This window comes from Rhodococcus sp. KRD175, from assembly GCF_017168275.1.
Classification (GTDB): domain Bacteria; phylum Actinomycetota; class Actinomycetes; order Mycobacteriales; family Mycobacteriaceae; genus Rhodococcoides; species Rhodococcoides fascians.
This window is the reverse complement of sequence record NZ_JABFAQ010000001.1, coordinates 16,574-32,231: the sequence shown is the minus strand read 5'-3', so window position 1 is coordinate 32,231 and position 15,658 is coordinate 16,574. Positions and strand designations below refer to the sequence as shown.

The 15,658-nt window shown below is 66.2% G+C and carries 15 protein-coding genes and 2 pseudogenes; 8 read left to right on the top strand and 9 right to left on the bottom strand.

The window, feature by feature from the left end; genetic code table 11:
• Nucleotides 1–61: 61 nt before the first annotated feature.
• The gene (locus J1M81_RS00175; protein WP_032367760.1) at nucleotides 62–796 is read right to left on the bottom strand and encodes an ABC transporter ATP-binding protein; all 735 of its coding nucleotides are present in this window, start codon (nucleotides 794–796) and stop codon (nucleotides 62–64) included.
• A gap of 75 nt (nucleotides 797–871) precedes the next feature.
• On the opposite strand from J1M81_RS00175, the gene J1M81_RS00170 reads away from it, so the two are divergent.
• The gene (locus tag J1M81_RS00170) at nucleotides 872–1,636 is read left to right on the top strand and encodes a deoxyribonuclease IV (protein WP_027495204.1); all 765 of its coding nucleotides are present in this window, start codon (nucleotides 872–874) and stop codon (nucleotides 1,634–1,636) included.
• A 13-nt stretch (nucleotides 1,637–1,649) separates the two neighbouring features.
• Here J1M81_RS00170 and J1M81_RS00165 read toward each other — a convergent pair whose 3' ends face one another.
• Genes J1M81_RS00165 through J1M81_RS00145 form a run of 5 tightly spaced genes read right to left on the bottom strand, consistent with a single transcriptional unit; the run spans nucleotide 1,650 to nucleotide 6,243 of the window.
• A complete protein-coding gene (locus J1M81_RS00165) occupies nucleotides 1,650–2,336 on the bottom strand; it encodes a hypothetical protein (protein WP_206497422.1) in 687 nt (228 codons plus the stop codon).
• 56 nt (nucleotides 2,337–2,392) lie between these two features.
• Nucleotides 2,393–2,917, bottom strand: a complete 525-nt coding sequence (locus J1M81_RS00160; protein ID WP_094695932.1) for a DUF309 domain-containing protein — start codon at nucleotides 2,915–2,917, stop codon at nucleotides 2,393–2,395.
• A 54-nt stretch (nucleotides 2,918–2,971) separates the two neighbouring features.
• Complete coding sequence (locus J1M81_RS00155; RefSeq protein ID WP_374223889.1) at nucleotides 2,972–4,270, bottom strand: multidrug effflux MFS transporter; 1,299 nt, start codon at nucleotides 4,268–4,270, stop codon at nucleotides 2,972–2,974.
• Between the two features lie 33 nt (nucleotides 4,271–4,303).
• Entirely contained in the window at nucleotides 4,304–5,248 is a 945-nt protein-coding gene (locus tag J1M81_RS00150) for an aldo/keto reductase (protein ID WP_206497420.1), read from the bottom strand.
• 50 nt (nucleotides 5,249–5,298) lie between these two features.
• Entirely contained in the window at nucleotides 5,299–6,243 is a 945-nt protein-coding gene (locus tag J1M81_RS00145; RefSeq protein WP_032401008.1) for a DNA-3-methyladenine glycosylase, read from the bottom strand.
• Nucleotides 6,244–6,349: 106 nt separating this feature from the next.
• Between J1M81_RS00145 and J1M81_RS00140 the strand changes: the two genes are divergently transcribed.
• From J1M81_RS00140 to J1M81_RS00130, 3 genes are all read left to right on the top strand, one after another.
• Nucleotides 6,350–8,800 (top strand): LuxR C-terminal-related transcriptional regulator, encoded by a 2,451-nt coding sequence (locus J1M81_RS00140; RefSeq protein WP_080736557.1) that lies wholly within the window; start codon nucleotides 6,350–6,352, stop codon nucleotides 8,798–8,800.
• A 115-nt stretch (nucleotides 8,801–8,915) separates the two neighbouring features.
• Nucleotides 8,916–10,106, top strand: a complete 1,191-nt coding sequence (locus J1M81_RS00135) for an MFS transporter (protein WP_206497453.1) — start codon at nucleotides 8,916–8,918, stop codon at nucleotides 10,104–10,106.
• Between the two features lie 81 nt (nucleotides 10,107–10,187).
• The gene (locus J1M81_RS00130) at nucleotides 10,188–11,063 is read left to right on the top strand and encodes a helix-turn-helix transcriptional regulator (RefSeq protein ID WP_045841619.1); all 876 of its coding nucleotides are present in this window, start codon (nucleotides 10,188–10,190) and stop codon (nucleotides 11,061–11,063) included.
• Here J1M81_RS00130 and J1M81_RS00125 read toward each other — a convergent pair.
• The 3 genes from J1M81_RS00125 to J1M81_RS00115 form a co-directional block, all read right to left on the bottom strand.
• On the bottom strand, nucleotides 11,009–11,554 hold the full coding sequence (locus tag J1M81_RS00125) for a hypothetical protein (RefSeq protein ID WP_032401012.1): 546 nt from the start codon (nucleotides 11,552–11,554) through the stop codon (nucleotides 11,009–11,011). The genes J1M81_RS00130 and J1M81_RS00125 overlap by 55 nt on opposite strands.
• A gap of 109 nt (nucleotides 11,555–11,663) precedes the next feature.
• Nucleotides 11,664–12,677 carry a GlxA family transcriptional regulator gene (locus tag J1M81_RS00120; protein WP_255182268.1) on the bottom strand — a complete coding sequence of 338 codons (1,014 nt, stop codon included), beginning with the start codon at nucleotides 12,675–12,677 and terminating at the stop codon, nucleotides 11,664–11,666.
• The gene (locus J1M81_RS00115; RefSeq protein ID WP_032401013.1) at nucleotides 12,674–13,966 is read right to left on the bottom strand and encodes a helix-turn-helix transcriptional regulator; all 1,293 of its coding nucleotides are present in this window, start codon (nucleotides 13,964–13,966) and stop codon (nucleotides 12,674–12,676) included. Before J1M81_RS00115 ends, J1M81_RS00120 begins: the two co-directional genes overlap by 4 nt.
• Nucleotides 13,967–14,181: 215 nt before the next feature.
• Here J1M81_RS00115 and J1M81_RS00110 point away from each other — a divergent pair, with 215 nt between their 5' ends.
• From J1M81_RS00110 to J1M81_RS00095, 4 genes and pseudogenes are all read left to right on the top strand, one after another.
• Complete coding sequence (locus J1M81_RS00110) at nucleotides 14,182–14,361, top strand: hypothetical protein (protein WP_206497419.1); 180 nt, start codon at nucleotides 14,182–14,184, stop codon at nucleotides 14,359–14,361.
• A gap of 37 nt (nucleotides 14,362–14,398) precedes the next feature.
• Nucleotides 14,399–14,566, top strand: a pseudogene (locus J1M81_RS26965) (alcohol dehydrogenase catalytic domain-containing protein); the annotation flags it as partial.
• A pseudogene (locus tag J1M81_RS00100) lies at nucleotides 14,554–14,985 on the top strand (MBL fold metallo-hydrolase); the annotation flags it as partial. The pseudogenes J1M81_RS26965 and J1M81_RS00100, both read left to right, overlap by 13 nt.
• Before the next feature lie 113 nt (nucleotides 14,986–15,098).
• On the top strand, nucleotides 15,099–15,644 hold the full coding sequence (locus J1M81_RS00095) for a ribonuclease H (protein ID WP_032367901.1): 546 nt from the start codon (nucleotides 15,099–15,101) through the stop codon (nucleotides 15,642–15,644).
• Nucleotides 15,645–15,658: the final 14 nt, after the last annotated feature.

Sequence of the window (15,658 nt, the reverse complement as noted above, 5' to 3'; positions counted from 1 at the left end):
CCCGACGCGGCCCGCGTCGGGGCCTTGTCGGGATTCGATTTCTTGGCGACCGAGTGCGACATCAGTGGACCGTTTCCAGCTTCTTCATGCGCTCGAGGACGGCGTCGGCGGTGGGCGACGCCAGTTGATCGATGACAGCTCCGTCGGCCAGGAACACGACGCGGTCGGCGTAACTGGCCGCTCGTGGGTCGTGGGTGACGATGACGACGGTCTGATCGAATTCGTCTGCGGCCGTGCGCAGAATCGACAGCACCTCACCGGACGAACGAGAGTCCAGGTTGCCCGTCGGCTCGTCGCCGAACACGATGTCGGGTCGACCGGCCAGTGCACGAGCGCACGCCACGCGCTGTTGCTGCCCACCCGAGAGTTCGCTCGGGCGATGGCCCAGGCGGTCGCGCAGTCCCAGTCGGTCGACGACGGTATCGAGCCAGCCCTGATCCGGGGTGCGTCCGGCGATGTCGAGCGGCAGAGTGATGTTCTCGAGCGCGGTCAGGGTGGGCACCAAATTGAAGGCCTGGAACACGAAACCGATTCGGTCCCTTCGTAACCCGGTCATCTCCTTGTCGGACAGAGCCGTCAGCTCGGTGTCACCGATCGTGACCGTGCCCGAGGACGCGGTGTCCAACCCGGCCAGGCAATGCATCAGTGTGGATTTGCCCGAGCCGGACGGGCCCATGATGGCGGTGAATTCTCCGCGGGCGAACTCGACGTTCACCCCGGACAGTGCGTGCACCTGGGTGTCGCCAGAACCGTAGACCTTCGATACGTCGACCGCACGTGCGGCAATGTCGCTCATGGGTGCCAGTGTTTCAGTGTTCGGGCCCGGTCGCTATCAGGGGAGACCCTGAACTCGACCCCTATGATGGGCGTCATGCGCATCGGAGCACATGTCCGCGACAGCAGCGACCCTCTGGGCACGGCCGAGACGCTCGGCGTCGACCTGGTCCAGATGTTTCTGACGGATCCGCAGAAGTGGAACAAGCTCACCCCGCACCCCCAAGGTGAGGCTCTGTTGACCGGAGACGTCGATGTGGTGGTGCACTCGTCCTATGTTCTGAACGTGGCGAGCCTGAACAATCGCATCCGAATCCCGTCCCGCAAGGCGGTCGTCGAACAGGCCGCAGCAGCTGCCGAGATCGGTGCCATCGGTTTGGTGGTGCACGGCGGTCACGTCCGGGAGGGCGAGGACACCGCCAAGGGAATCGACAACTGGCGCAAGCTGTTCGAGCGTCAGGCCGAGCAGGGTGGTTTCGGCGTACCGATCTTCGTCGAGAACACTGCCGGCGGTGACTCGGCGATGGCGAGGCGCTTCGACGACATCGCGCGGTTGTGGGACGCCATCGGGGAGTTCGGTGCCGGTTTCTGTCTCGACACCTGCCATGCGTGGGCCGGCGGCGAAGACCTGATCGACGTGGTCGATCGCATCAAGGCGATCACCGGACGAATCGACCTGGTGCATCTGAACAATTCACGCGACGAGTTCGACTCTGCCCGCGACCGGCACGCGAACCTGGGCACCGGAACCATCGACGCGGACATTCTGACGGCCGTCGCGCTCGCCGCCGATGCACCGGTGATCCTCGAAACTCCGGCCGAGGGAATCGACGACGACGTGAGGCTGCTGAAAAGCCTGTAGCGAAATCCGGCGGTTACGAGGGCGCTGCCGTCAGCTCGGTGGTCGCTGCAGCCCACAGTCGGACCAGTTCGTCCATTCCCTCGATGCCGGTAGACCAGGTGATTCGGGCCGACACCAGCCCTGATTCCGTCTCGCCGATCGCGATGTCGATGGCGTACTCGTCATGGCCGGCGTCGGCTTCGGATACGCCGCGGCGGAACAGAATCTGCGCTCCCGGGCGGCAGGCCAGCGCCGGGTAGTTGCGGGTCAGCGGGTAGTCGCGGCCACCGTGAGGTGCCGAGTCCAGCCGTCTGCAGACGTCGTCGACGAGGTACGAGGCGCGGGCGGATTCGGTGAGGGCGTCGACCGGAACGGCGGGGAGCCGGACGGGATGGACGAATCCGGTGTCGTCGACGTCGATATCGACCAGGACGCCCGACGACGAGCCGCGGCGGTTGTCTCGCTGCCACGTGGACACCGCAGATCCGAGCGCGGCGAGCAGCCGAGCGTCGAGCCGGTGGGTGTTCGCGGGAGCGGGCAGCGTGACCGTGGTGCGCTCACGGAGCGGAGACGGCGTGACCTGCAGCGGACGTTCGGCCGGGGTCAGGACAGCGACCCAATAGGGAACCTGTTCGGCGACCTCGGTGCAGAAGGTACGTCCGAGCTGAGCTGGGCTGATCGTCTCGCGATGGGCGAGTTTCAGCGGTGCGAACACGGTCACGCCGAGGAACCCCACTTCCGGTGAAGATTGTCCTAGCCTTACCTAATTCCCCCAGGCTAGCTCGAGTCCGGCCGGTGTGCCAGGACGCCCCCGTCGGATCCCGATTCCACCGCCCGGCGCAGTGCGGGAACGCCTGGTGAGCTCGGTAGCGTTCCCGTCTCCAGGTCCTCGAGCAGGTCCTCGGACCAGCCGAGCAGACCCGTCACGTCGATCCGGTGCGGGGGCTCGACCTCGTAACCGATCAGGCGGTCGTGTCCTTGGCGGAGCAACGAAGCGGCACCTACGCGGTTTCCTCGCATCAGGTGCGTCAATCCGACGGCCAGTTGCGCGAGGCCCTGCCACAGCTCGCGTTCGTCCGGGACGCAGCTCTTCCACGTGCCCTCGAGTACCTCGTGGGCGTGAAACGGCATACGTGCGTCCAGGAATCGCTGCGCTTCGGTGAGGGCGGCGTCCGGTGGAAGACGGAGATCGTCGGGAACCCGGGGTGTTCCGGTACCGCCGCGGGCCAGCGGGCGGCCGAGGCCGTCGCGCGGCCGGGCGTTGAGGGGCTTGCCCTGCGGGTCGCGCTCGCGTTCGGCCATGGCGGTCACCCTAGTGGGGTGACCGCCATGGCCCACACGATGACGCGAGTGAGGTCACCGACGTGCGGACAGGACGGTCACCGACCCGAGTGCGATCAGCGCTGCCGCCGAGGTGGCGACCATCGTCGTCGAGACGGCGATCGCGTCGTTGCCCAGTGCACCGACGATCGGTGCGACGATCGCCCCGAGCCCGAACTGCGCGGCACCGAGTAGTGCAGCTGCGCCGCCTGCCGCTTCCCCGTGGCGGGACAGCGCCAGCGCGGGCGCGTTGGGCATGACGAACCCGACGGCCCCGAGTACGAACCACAGCGGGACGACGAACCCAGCCATTCCGCCGACCTCGGTGACCGCCAGGACGACCATGACCGCGCCGGCGACGACGCCGAAGGACAGCGCCGACAGGACGATCTGCACCGGTGCGAAGCGTCCCAACAGCAGGACGTTGAGCTGGGATGCGCCGATCAGAGAGATCGCACCGGCCGCGAAAACGATGGCGAATTGCTGCTCGTCGAGGCCGAACTCCTCCTGCAGGACGAACGACGAACCGGCGACGTACGCGAAGAGCGCCGACATGGCCAGGGCAGCGACCATGACGAGGACGACGAACTGCGTGTCACGCAGCAGCGATCGGTAGGTCCGCAGAACGGGCATGACGCCACTGGCCCGACGACGCTCGGGCGGCAGGGACTCGCGCAGCGACACGATTGCCAGCGTCATCAACGCCACGCCCATGATCGCCAACGCGGCGAACACGAGCCGCCAGGAACCGACGAGAAGTACCGCACCGCCGAGCGACGGTGCCAGCACCGGAGCGACGCCCATGACGAGCATCAGGCGAGACAGGACCGTCGCGGCGGCGCGCCCGCTGAACAGATCTCGGACGATGGCCATGGCGACCACGGCAGCAGCTGCGGCACCGAGGCCCTGAATCACACGCAGGCCGCCGAGTACGGCGATGCTGGGAGCAACGATGCAGGCGAGCGACGCCAGGATGTGCACTCCGGTGCCCACGATGAGGGGGAGTCGTCGGCCGACGATGTCGGACAGCGGCCCGATGACCAGCTGGCCGAGCGCGAGGCCGACCAACGTACCCGCGAGCGTGAGCTGCACTGCAGACGACGGGGTGTTCAGATCCTCGGCGATGGCAGGAAGCGCCGGCAGGTACATGTCGATGGTCAGTGGACCGAGGGCGATGAGCGCGCCGAGTACGAGGATCACCCGGAGGCGCTCGCGTGACGTCGGCTCGGTTGTGGGAGCCGACGTGCTGCTCTCGCGCGTGTCGGTCACCTGCGCGCTGGTTACGGATGTGTTCGATGCTGGGGCCACCCGAAGGTCAGCAGCGTAGGAGCGGATTCTGTTCCCGTTGCTGACTACAACTTTCGTGTCCTATGCCACCGCGTCGGACAGTCCGGTGAGTGTATCCACCTCGTGGCTGGTCAGACGCAGTGTCGGCGCGTCGAGCAGAGCCGGTACCTGAGCGAGCGAGCTCGCGCTCGCGATCGGTGCGGTGATGCCCGGTCGAGCGAGCAACCAGGCGAGAGCCACACTCGACAACTCGGCCGAGCGGGAGTCGGCGATCTCCTGCAGGCCCTGCACCACAGCCAGGCCTGCGTCGGAGAAGTAGCCCGTTGTCAGTCGCTCGCGCTGGGTACCGGCCAGATCCTCCCGGGTGCGGTACTTACCCGTCAGGAAGCCGGCGGCGAGGGAGAAATACGGAAACACCCCGAGGCCGTTGTCGACGGCGAGGGCTTGCAGTTCGCCCTCGTAGTCGCGACGGGCAACGAGGTTGTAGTGCGGTTGCAGTGCGATCGGTGCCGCAAAACCGTTGTCTTTCGCCAGGCCCAGCCACTCGCGGACCCGCGCGGGGGAGTAGTTCGAGATGGCGACGTGCCGAACTTTGCCTGCCCGGACCAAGTCGTCGAACGCGGCCAGGGACTCGACCAACGGCGTCGTGTCGTCGTCGTAGTGCGCGTAGTAGACGTCGATGTGATCGGTCTGCAGCCTGGCCAGGGAGGCGTCGGCTGCGGCCCGAATGTTGTCGGGTGCCAGACCGCGGAACTCGGGATGCTGGCTGACCTTGGTCGCGAGAACGACGTCGTCGCGGTTGCCGCGGGCCGTCATCCACTTGCCGATGATCGTTTCGGATTCGCCGCCGGAGTTGCCGTCGGCGAAGGCAGAGTACGAATCGGCCGTGTCGACGAAATTGCCACCTCCTGCGGTGAACGCGTCCAGGATGTCGAAGGACGTGTCCTCGTCGCTGGTCCAGCCGAAGGTGTTCCCGCCGAGTGCAAGCGGAAAGATGTCCAGATCGGACGTGCCGATAGCAACCACGAACTACTCCTTAGGTCGGCGAACAACTCGACTGTACGAGTAGACCGGGATCAGTGCCAGGTGTGGTCCACCAGCGCGGTCCGTGGCCCGAATTTCGGCTTGGTCGCCTTGCCGCTGAGATACAGGAGCCGAATTGCGCGATGTCGATGTGGTGCCAAGGGCTGCAGATACTCGACCATCTCCGCGTCGTCGATCGGTCTACCCAACAGTGACCACCCCACCACCGCGGCCAGGTGGTAGTCGCCCACCGACAACGCGTCGGGATCCCCCAGGGCGCGCTGAGCGGTCTCGGCCGCGGTCCAGATGCCGACACCCGGGATCGCGCGCAGCCTGCGTTGCGCATCCTCGGGCGTCATGTTCGACGCCTCCTCCAGCCGTCCGGCTGCGCGCGCGGCACGGACGATGGTCTTCGACCGGGCCGGGTCGACGTTGGCGCGGTGGTAGTCCCAGGACGGGATGCGTCGCCACACGTCGGCCGTGGGAAACACGAACATCGTCTTCGGGGTCGGGCCCGGTGCGGGGTCGCCGAACTTGCTCACCAGGTACCGCCACGAGCCGAACGCCGAAATGCCGTGTACGCGTTGCTCGATGATCGCCGGTATCAGGGCCTCGAGCACCAGCCCGGTCCGGCCGAGGCGTAGGTGCGGAAGTTGTCTGTGTGCCTCGCGCAGAATCGGATGCTCGGGAGCGAAGCTCGAGGGGTCGTCGTCCCGGCCGAGGAGAGCCGGCACAGCGTCGAGCAGTTCGTCGGCACCGGGCCCCCAGGCGCGCACCATGACGCTGCTCGGTGAGGCCTGCACCAATCGGTACGTGACCGGGCCGGAAATCATGCGCGACGTCCGCCACACGGCACCGTCCGGCGTGGACTCGTAGGTGGGATCGCCGCGGCCCCGACGCAGCGGTGACAGGGACATTCGGATGTCGACGCGCTGCTCGAAGTCGACGAGGCGGGAGACGCCGTGATCGGTAGGGCCGGAGGAGGCGTTCTCGGTCATCGCTCGGGTCACCTCCGTCGCAGTCGTGGTCGGCCGGTTCAGTGTGTCCCTGCCAGGGCCATATTCAACACCCTTGCGCAGACACGGGTGAAAATATATTGGACGAATGCCCACATCACCGGATCGCGACGCAGTGCTGCGTGAGGGCCGCTCGTGTTTGTCCGCTTCGCCGGAGAACCGGCGGATCCTGGTGATCTCGGGTGCGCGAGGCATCGGCAAGTCCACGGTTGCCAACACCATCGCGGACGAGGCGACAGCGCTGGGTTTCCGGGTGGTGGATCTGCCGTGCCTCGCGTACTCCCCTGCGGCCGCGCTCGATCGGGGGCTGCTGGGTGATCTGGTGGCGGACGACGCGACGCCGACGCTGCTGGTGATCGACGACCTGCATCTGTTGCCCGCGGGCTCGCGTGACCGACTCGCTCGTGCGGTGAAGGCGGCGGTACGTAGCCCGCATGTCCGGTGTATCGCCACGACCGTCGACACCGTCCCGCCGCCGTTGTGGCGGGAGTTCGCCTTCCATCGTGTGCGACCCCTGCCCGACGACGCGGTGCGCGATTTGTTGAACGGCACGGAAACGAGAGCGGCGCAACGACAATTGATCGTAAAGCTGTCGCAGGGAAACCCTCTCGTCGCGACCGAACTCGCTCGCGCTGCGCCGATCTGGGGCCGGGATCCATCCGTCGGCGGTGCGATGCTCGACCGCGCCCACCTCACCGATACTCTCGCCGACATCGGCGCGTTCGAGGTCGCCGGGCTCGACGAGGAGTCCAGGCGTCACATTCTCGGTGATGCGTTGCGACACATCGTCTCTCGCGAGCACGGTGGCGACTCCGTGGCCGCCCACCCACATGGCGACACTGTTGCGCAACTGTGGATTCTTGCCTGTTCGACCGCCGAGGAGCGCATCGCCGTTCACCTCGAATCGGCTGTCGACACACGGCTGACGCCCGACGAGCGTCTGGTGCATCGAGCACTCGCAGCCCGAGCGCCCGACGCGCGCCTCGTCGCTGCGCTCGACGAGTGGGCGCACGACCTGGCGTCGCAGCATCGCTACCGCCGGGCGGTGGCGTTGCTCTGTCGTGCAGTAGCGCTCGAATCCGATCGTGGACGCGCCCGGGCCCTCGAGGTGCGGGCGGCGTCCATGGCGGCATTCGCCGGCTTCGTCGATCTCGCGGTAGCGATCTTGGACCGTATGCGGTCGGGACATCCCGATGCGGCCCTGTCCGAGACCGTTCCGGCCCGGGCCTTTGCCGCCGTGGCCCGGGGAGGCGACCCCCGTGCTGCGTTCGGCGTCGTCGTGCAGGCTCTCGATCGATTGCCGGATGCGGTCGCCCCGGACGTCGTCGACCAGTTGATCGGTTCGGTTCTGGCGTACAGCGCACTGAGCGGTGACAGCGAACTCGTTGCCCAAGCCCTGCAATGGGCGGTCAAATACGAACAGCATCTCGATCCGGTCAACGTGCTCGTCGCGCGGTCTCTCGACGTCTCGGGTTCGAGAGTGCACGTGAGGGCATTCGACAGCCCGGCGCTGCTGGACGCGGTACGAGCCTCGCTGCGCACCGGAGACCCGTGGAAACCGGTACTGCTGCAGCTGGCGTTGCCCACCCTGCTGTGGGATCCGAACGACAGTTCTCGGCTGTCGGACGTGCTGGACCCTGTCGCAGCTGGGTTTCCGGCCGCCGAGTCTCTGACCCGGCTGCGGCACCTCGCCGCACTCGCCGCTCGCGGACAGTTCTCTGCGTTCGCCGAGGCCGTCTCCTCGGGACTGCCGGATGGCCTCTTCGACGCGCAGGAGTGCCTGCTGAAATCCACGGTGGCAGCTGTCGCTGGTGGCGCGAAGAGCTGTACCGCAGCCGAATCGGTGGCACTGGGCCGCTTCGACGTCGCCTACGAGCGGATGCGCCGCCGCGATCTGTCGGCGGAGCGCTGTTCGATCACTCCGTACGGACCACTCGAAATACTGGACTACGTCGAATCCTGTGTACGGCTGCGGCGGTCGGACGAGGCGCGCACGTATCTCGACCGACTGCGCCGAACCCGGCCCGATTTCTGGGGAGCCCGCCACAGTGCGCTGCTGACTGCAGCCGAAGCGATGCTGGCGGAGGCCGGAGCCGAGGCGCTCTTCGAGGCGAGTCTGCATGAACTACGCACCGCTGGATGGTGTTTCGATGCGCCGCGGGTTGCGCTGGTCTACGGCGAGTGGCTGCGCCGCCACCACCGGGTGATCGAAAGCCGCGGTCGGTTGAGGTACGCCGCAGATCTGTTCGCAGAACTGGGCGCACGCACGTGGCTGCGCCGAGCCGAGGACGAACTACGGGCTGCAGGAGCCGGCCCGCACCCGCGTGAGGGTGATGCGGGCTCGGGGTTGACCGGGCAGGAACTGCGCATCGCGTCGCTTGCTGCTGCCGGTTTGACCAACAAGGAGATCGGCGAACAGCTGTATCTCTCGGCTCGTACTGTCGGCGGTCATCTGTACCGAGTGTTTCCCAAATTGCAGATCACCACGCGGTCCGCGCTGCGGGACGCACTCCTTCGTTACGAGGGCGGCGGACGGTGAGTGAGCACGTACTCGCCGGCTCTGGTTCGATCTCCTTGTCGACGGCACAGGACGAACGGCCCTTGCAGAAAAGGAGATCAGCGTGACCCGATCGGACGAAAAGTCGTCGCCCCGCATGTCGGTGTCGAGTGCGACGGCATTCGTCGGAGTTGCCTTCGCGTTCGTGGTGGCGATGATGGGCACCACCATGCCGACGCCGCTCTATGCGCTCTACGAGGTCGAGTTCCACTTCTCCGTCTTCGTCGTCACCCTCGTGTTCGCGGCGTATGCCGTCGGTGTACTCGCAGCTCTGTTGGCGTTCGGCCGCTGGTCCGACTCGTTGGGACGACGCCCGATGCTGTTGGCGGCCATAGCATTCGGATTGATCAGCGCCGTGGTGTTCGTCACCGCCGGCTCGCTGACGGCCCTGGTGATCGGCCGCGTGTTGTCGGGAATCTCGGCCGGCATCTTCGTCGGTACCGCGACGGTGACGTTGATCGAGTTGGTACCCGAACGATGGCGTGACCGTGCATCGGCGATCGCTACCGCAGCGAACATCGGCGGCCTCGGCCTCGGACCGTTGGTGGCCGGAGTGCTCGCGGAGTACCTACCGCAACCGTTGCGTCTGACGTTCGTCGTCGACATGGTTCTGCTCGCGGCGGCAGCAGTGGCGGTGTTCCTCGCACCGGAGACGGTGCGGGTGGACGGCGGAGCACGCCCGCACATGCAGCGGCTGTCCGTTCCACCGGAGGTGCGCGGCACCTTCGTGCGCGCCTCGATCGGAGGATTCGCGGGGTTCGCCGTACTTGGCCTGTTCACTGCCGTCTCGCCGGGATTCATCGGCAGTGTGTTGGGAGTCGACAATCACGCCGTCACCGGGGTGGTGGTGTTCATGGTCTTCGCTGCGTCGGCGACAGCCCAGATTGCTTTGCGCGCAGCCGATCCCGCGTCGGCGCAGCGGTGGGGATGCGCGCTGCTGCTGCTCGGTCTGGTGTTCCTGGCCGCGTCGCTGCTGCTGACCTCGTTGGCCGTTCTGGTGGTAGCGGCGCTGCTCTGCGGCGTCGGTCAGGGCATGACATTCGCCAACGGCATGTCCACGATCGGTGCCGAGCTACCTCCGCACCGTCGGGCAGAGGTCACCTCGACCTTCTTCGTCGTGTTGTACATCGCCATCTCGGTACCGGTGATCGGGGCCGGAGCCGTGGCGACCGGATGGGGCCTGGTGACGGCAGGAGTGGTGTTCGCCGTCGTGATTGCGGTGCTCGCGGCGGTGGCGTTCGTGCTGTTGACCATCGATCTGCGCAAGTCTCGGGCTGTCGTGTCCTGAAACGGTCGACAGAGGGCCGGATTCGTACTCGATTCGGGACGGCGGGTAGGAGATGATGGTTGTCGACAGGAGGTCCTGACGATGGCCGAACGCTCGTTGCTTGCGGACTTCCTTCGGGTGCGCCGGGAATCGCTGCAACCCGAGCAGGTGGGTCTGGTGCGCGACGGCAACCGCCGAGTGCGCGGCCTGCGACGAGAAGAGATCGCCCGGCTCGCCGATATCAGCGCCGACTACTACCTGAGGCTCGAGCAGGGGCGCAATCATCAACCCTCCGAGCAGGTTCTGGCTGCGCTGAGTCGGGCTCTGCGTTTGGACGAGGACGAGCGGGCGTACTTCCACCGGGTGGCGCGCGCGCAGTCCGGCCCGGCCGTGGTCGAGGCGCTTCCGCCGCGAGTGACCGAGGCGTCGGCCCGGGTGTTGGAGCAGTGGGTCCACACGCCGGCGTACATCACCGACCGCCATCACGATCTGCTTGCGCTCAACGGTCCGGCTGCGCTGATGACGCCGGGCCTGAAAGTGGGTACCAACCTGATGCTCGATGTGTTCGCGCACGAGCACAGTGCCGCCTCGCCGGAGGACTGGGCCGTCACGGCGCAGCGAATGGTGTCGGCGCTGCGATTCCACGCGGCACCGGGTCACCCGCGACTGACGGAGTTGGTGGGCAGATTGTCGGTGGAGAGCCGCGCTTTTCGCAGGATGTGGGCCAAGCACGACGTACGGCCGTTGTCGTCGAGCATCTCCGTCGTCCCGGTGGAGCCGTTCGGTCTGGTCGAATTCCGTTCGCAGACATTGGAGATCGTCGGCGAGGGTGGGCAATTCATCACCACCTACTTCGCCGATCCCGGTAGTCGGTCGGCATCGGCGATCCGGCATCTGGTTGCCGGAGTCCCCGGCCGCGACACTCAGTTCGTTGTGCCTCGGTCCGATTCGGACGATCGGACCGCGTCGGCCAGTTGACGTAGAGCTGCCCTCGACTGTGCTGTTCGGGGCCGCAGCACCATCAGTACGTGGTCCTCGGCGGCAGGCATCAACAGGTAGTCGAGCATCAACGGACCGACGACGGCATGTTCGATCGTCACGGTTCCGGTTCTTCTCGCGCTGGTCTCACCGGCCCACATCTGCGCGAATGCCGAACTACGGGTGGATAGTTCGCCGACGATGCGGCGAAAGGAGTCGTCTGGCTCGTGCCGATCCAACGACTCACGAAGCATGGCGACCACCTGATCCGCCGACGATTCCCACCCAGTAGGCGGGTCGTCGGCGGGATCGTCTCGATCGCTGCAGAGCGAACCGGCGTCGACGAATGTGAACACGGCCAGATTGACCCCCTCGGCGAAGCTCGGCGACACCGCGCGAGCGAGCATCGTGGACGATTCGACGGTCAGATGCCGATCCAGCAGTACTGCAGGCGAATACGCCCAGGACTCGAGCGCCTCCACGTTGTGCATGGTTCGACCATAGATCCAGGCGGCTGCCGGTCCGGTAACCCTGCCAGGGACACCTTCGGCCGGCGGTGTTCGATCCTCCCGAGGTGAACGAAAGCGTTGGGGCCGAGTATCACTGGGCTGGATCGGTCGTGCGGAACTTTCTCTGGTAATCCGACGGTGTAACACCGAACTTGGTGACGAACGCACGCCGAAAAGCAGCGGGCGTGCCGAATCCTGCGTCGGCAGCGGCCCGGGCCACCGAGTAGCCGGACTCGAGTGCGGCTACCGCGATATCGAGACGCATCGCGGTCACGTAATCGAGAGGCGTCGTGCCCAGTTCCTCGCGCACGATGCGATTGAGATGCCGCACACTGACATTGGCGTGTGCCGCGAGAGCGCTCAGGTTCGCGGGTCGTGTCGGGTCGGCATGGATGTAGTCGGTGATAGCGCGAGAGACCTGGGTCCGCGGCGGCGGACCTTTCAGCGACACCGAATACTGCGACTGGCCGCCGGAGCGCTGCATGTACACCAGCAGTAGTTGCGCGACCGTTCTGGCTATCGGGGCACCGTGATCACTTTCGACCAACGCCAACGCCAGATCGATTCCGGCAGCGACCCCGGCCGAGGTGTAGATGTCGCCGTCGCGAACGAAGATCGAATCCGGTTGGACACGCGTGTCGGGAAAGCGTTCCGCCAGAGCCGACGTGAACTTCCAGTGAGTGGTCGCACTCCGGCCGTCGAGCAGACCGGATCCCGCCAGCGCGAACGCCCCACTGCAGATCGACGCCACCCGTCGCGCTCGGGGCGCGAGCAGCGCCACCGCGTCGAGCAACGCCGGGTCCTCGAAGACGGCCGGAGCCGATTCGCTACCGGGAACGATGAGGGTGTCGAAGTCGCCGCTGTCGGCGACGGCGGCGTTCACCGACACCGTCATTCCCATCGAGGTCACCACGTCACCGCCGTCGATCGAGAGGAAGACGATGTCGTAGCCGTCGACTCGCTGGTTCGCTTCGAGGAAGACCTCGGCCGGGCCGACGAAGTCGAGCATCTTGACCTGGTCGAAGAGCAGAATGCCGATGCGCCGACGCTGGGTCGGACCACGCCGAGACGGGTCGTCGTTCACCCGAGTGGTCGAACGCGTCACGATGCTCGGATTCCGGCCTTCATGCCCACGGCACCCGCTTCACCGCGGGTCTTGACCTCGAGTTTCTTCAGAATGCTTGCGACGTGGAATTTCACCGTGCTCTCGCCGATGTTGAGGCTCACGGCAATGTCCTTGTTGCGCTTGCCGTATGCGAGGTAGCCGAGAACTTCTCTCTCGCGACGGTTGAGGCCGGCGAGAAGTTGTTCGTCGGCTCGTGCGGGAGGCGGGTCGAGAGGAATCGCGATGCTCACACGTGATCCCCACCCAGCGGTGGATTCGAACGAGATCGATCCCCGGAGGGTGTGCACGCGTCCGGAGAGCTGTTGGGTCAGAGTCTCTGTGTCGCAGACGTGCAGGCCGTCGTTGCGGACTTCGAGCAGCAGGTTGGTTCCGTCGCAATCCCACGCGATACGTACCCGTCGAACATCCGGCTGAGCCACGTAGGCGAGTACGACGGTCCGAACCACGGCTCGCGCCGCGCGTGCGATCTCGCCGGGGACCGGTCTTCCGTCGACTGGGGGAGCGACATATTCGACGTCGATCGAGGACTGGTCCAACACCGTGGCGAGCTCCCCTTGCAGCCTGGCGAAGGCGGTGGTCACTGCTTCCTGCCCCAGCTCACGGTTGGCTTCTTCGATGGAGCGAAGCTCGATCAGTGCCGCCGACGCGGTATCGCTGGCGGTTGCGCGTGCTCGCGCGTCATCGAGGTCCTTCGAGCGCAGCGTGGACAGCACGGACGTGAGGGTATCGACGTGGGCGTCGACCATCTCCGAGATCACCCGAGCACGCTCGCTCGAGGCCGCCAGGGATTCGGCGAGATACGCAGGACTCGCCTGGACCACCTGATGGCGTATGGAGGTGGCTACGATTCCGAAGGCAACGCCGACGTCGGAGTCCGGATCGAACTGCGGCGCAGCCGATTTGGGCACCAGGACCAGCAGGGTGTCGGTCGTGTCGTCGAGTTGCGTCGCGAGACGTCGCTGTGCACCGGCCAGGCGCCCCGGGCCGTCCAGAGCTCGGCGCCCACTCTGCTGCACCGACTGCTTGAGGTCGTCGAGCTCCTTGATCGTCACGCGGCTCGTCATCGACTCGTCGCCACCGACTTTTCTCGGACGGCCGGTGCATTCCCTGGTGAAAATGATCATCGCCGAGTGCGGATACCGCTGCGACGACCACCACGAAAAACGAGCAGCTATCTCGACCAGCGGACCGGTCAGGACCTCCCGAAGCGCGGCGAGCGAGTCGGTCGGTTCGGACCTGGCGGGGGTCGACGGGGCAGAGCTGCTCACGTGCGCATCCTAGTACTCGGAGCGGCGTCGTGTGATGTCCGTTCGGCCAGTGATTACTAGCCGTTGTGCGTGGTTCTTTTCTCGCGGTAGGACGACAACCTGGACATCGGATTCATCGACGAAGGGAACACCGTTGAGGACGACCACCGAAACCCTCGCGTCGACTCTCGGCTGCCCGGAAACGAAGCGCATGATCGGACTTCGCGACCCGGTGGATGCCCTACGGCGGCGGGCCGGCCGAGGACATTCTGGTCGGGTTCGGAATCAGCCCGACCGAATACTTCACCAGGCTCGCCGCAGTGCTTCGCGAACCCGACACAGAATCGACCCTCGACCGCGACACGATGTCAGCGTTGCTCGAGGTGTGCCGCCGCAGGCTCTGGCTCGGCGAGTGAATCGTCCTCCGTACATCACCTGACCTCAGGAGTGCTTGTGTCACAAACCGTTCATGCCGTCGTCGCCAAGGCGAAGGGTGAGCCCGTCTCGATCGAGACGATCACCATTCCCGATCCCGGCCCGAACGATGTCGTGGTCACCATCGCCGCGTGCGGGGTGTGTCATACCGATCTGCATTACCGCGAGGGCGGCATCAACGACGAGTGACGGTTGCGCCGCAGTTGTCGGGGGAGTTGGATGCGCCGATTCTGTTGCATCCGGCCGATGATGTGTTGTGGGAGCAGACGCATCCGGGCATCGGGCATTCGGTGCTCGAGGACGGTCAGCGGATCACCGTCGCGGGGACGGAGATCGTGGCGTTGCACACTCCCGGTCATTCGCCGGGGTCGAGTTGTCTGTATCTGCCCGAGGCGGGTCAGTTGTTCTCGGGGGACACGTTGTTCTCCGGTGGGCCAGGGGCGACGGGTCGGTCGTATTCGGATTTCCCGACGATCATCGGCTCGATCCGGGATCGATTGTTCGCGTTGCCCGCCGAGACCCGGGTCAACACCGGGCACGGAGACGGAACGAGTATCGGGGACGAGTCCCCGCACCTCGAAGAATGGATCGCCCGCGGGAATTGAGGTTCGATGTTTCGCAGCACAGTGTCAGCGATGCCCAGCTTGGGAGAAGTCTCTCCCGGCTGCCGGGGCGAGTCAGCCGGGGTTTGTCGGTGGCCCGAAGTAGGGTCCTGTCCGTGATCATCGTGAGTACGGACGGCTCTTGTCTGCGTAACCCCGGCGGAGCAATCGGGTGGGCGTGGGTCAATCACACGGGTCCGAGCAACTCCGGCGGCGAGCCCTCGGGCACCAACCAGGTAGCCGAGCTCCGCGCCTTGCTCGAGGCAGTGTTGGCCCACCCCGGCCCGGAGCCGTTGCTGATCGAATCGGACTCTCAGTACGCCATCAAGTGCGCGTCGGAGTGGCTGGCAGGCTGGAAGCGCAAGGGGTGGAAGACTGCGGGCGGCACCCCCGTGCGCAACCTCGATCTGGTGCAGAGCATCGAGCGAGCCATCACCGAACGCGAAGGGCCGGTGCGATTCCGGTGGGTTCGCGGCCACGTCGGCAATCACTTCAACGAAGCAGCCGACGCGCTGGCGGGCGAAGCCGCCCGTGCCATCGCGGCCGCCGGAGCGAACGCGGTGCCTGCACCGACCGAGGCTCGCAGCGGACCCGTTGCACAGAAGGAATCCGTTCCCGCTGCGCCGCGCCCGTCCGAACCGGAGATCGCCACCCTGTTCTGACGGCCGAGCCGCGC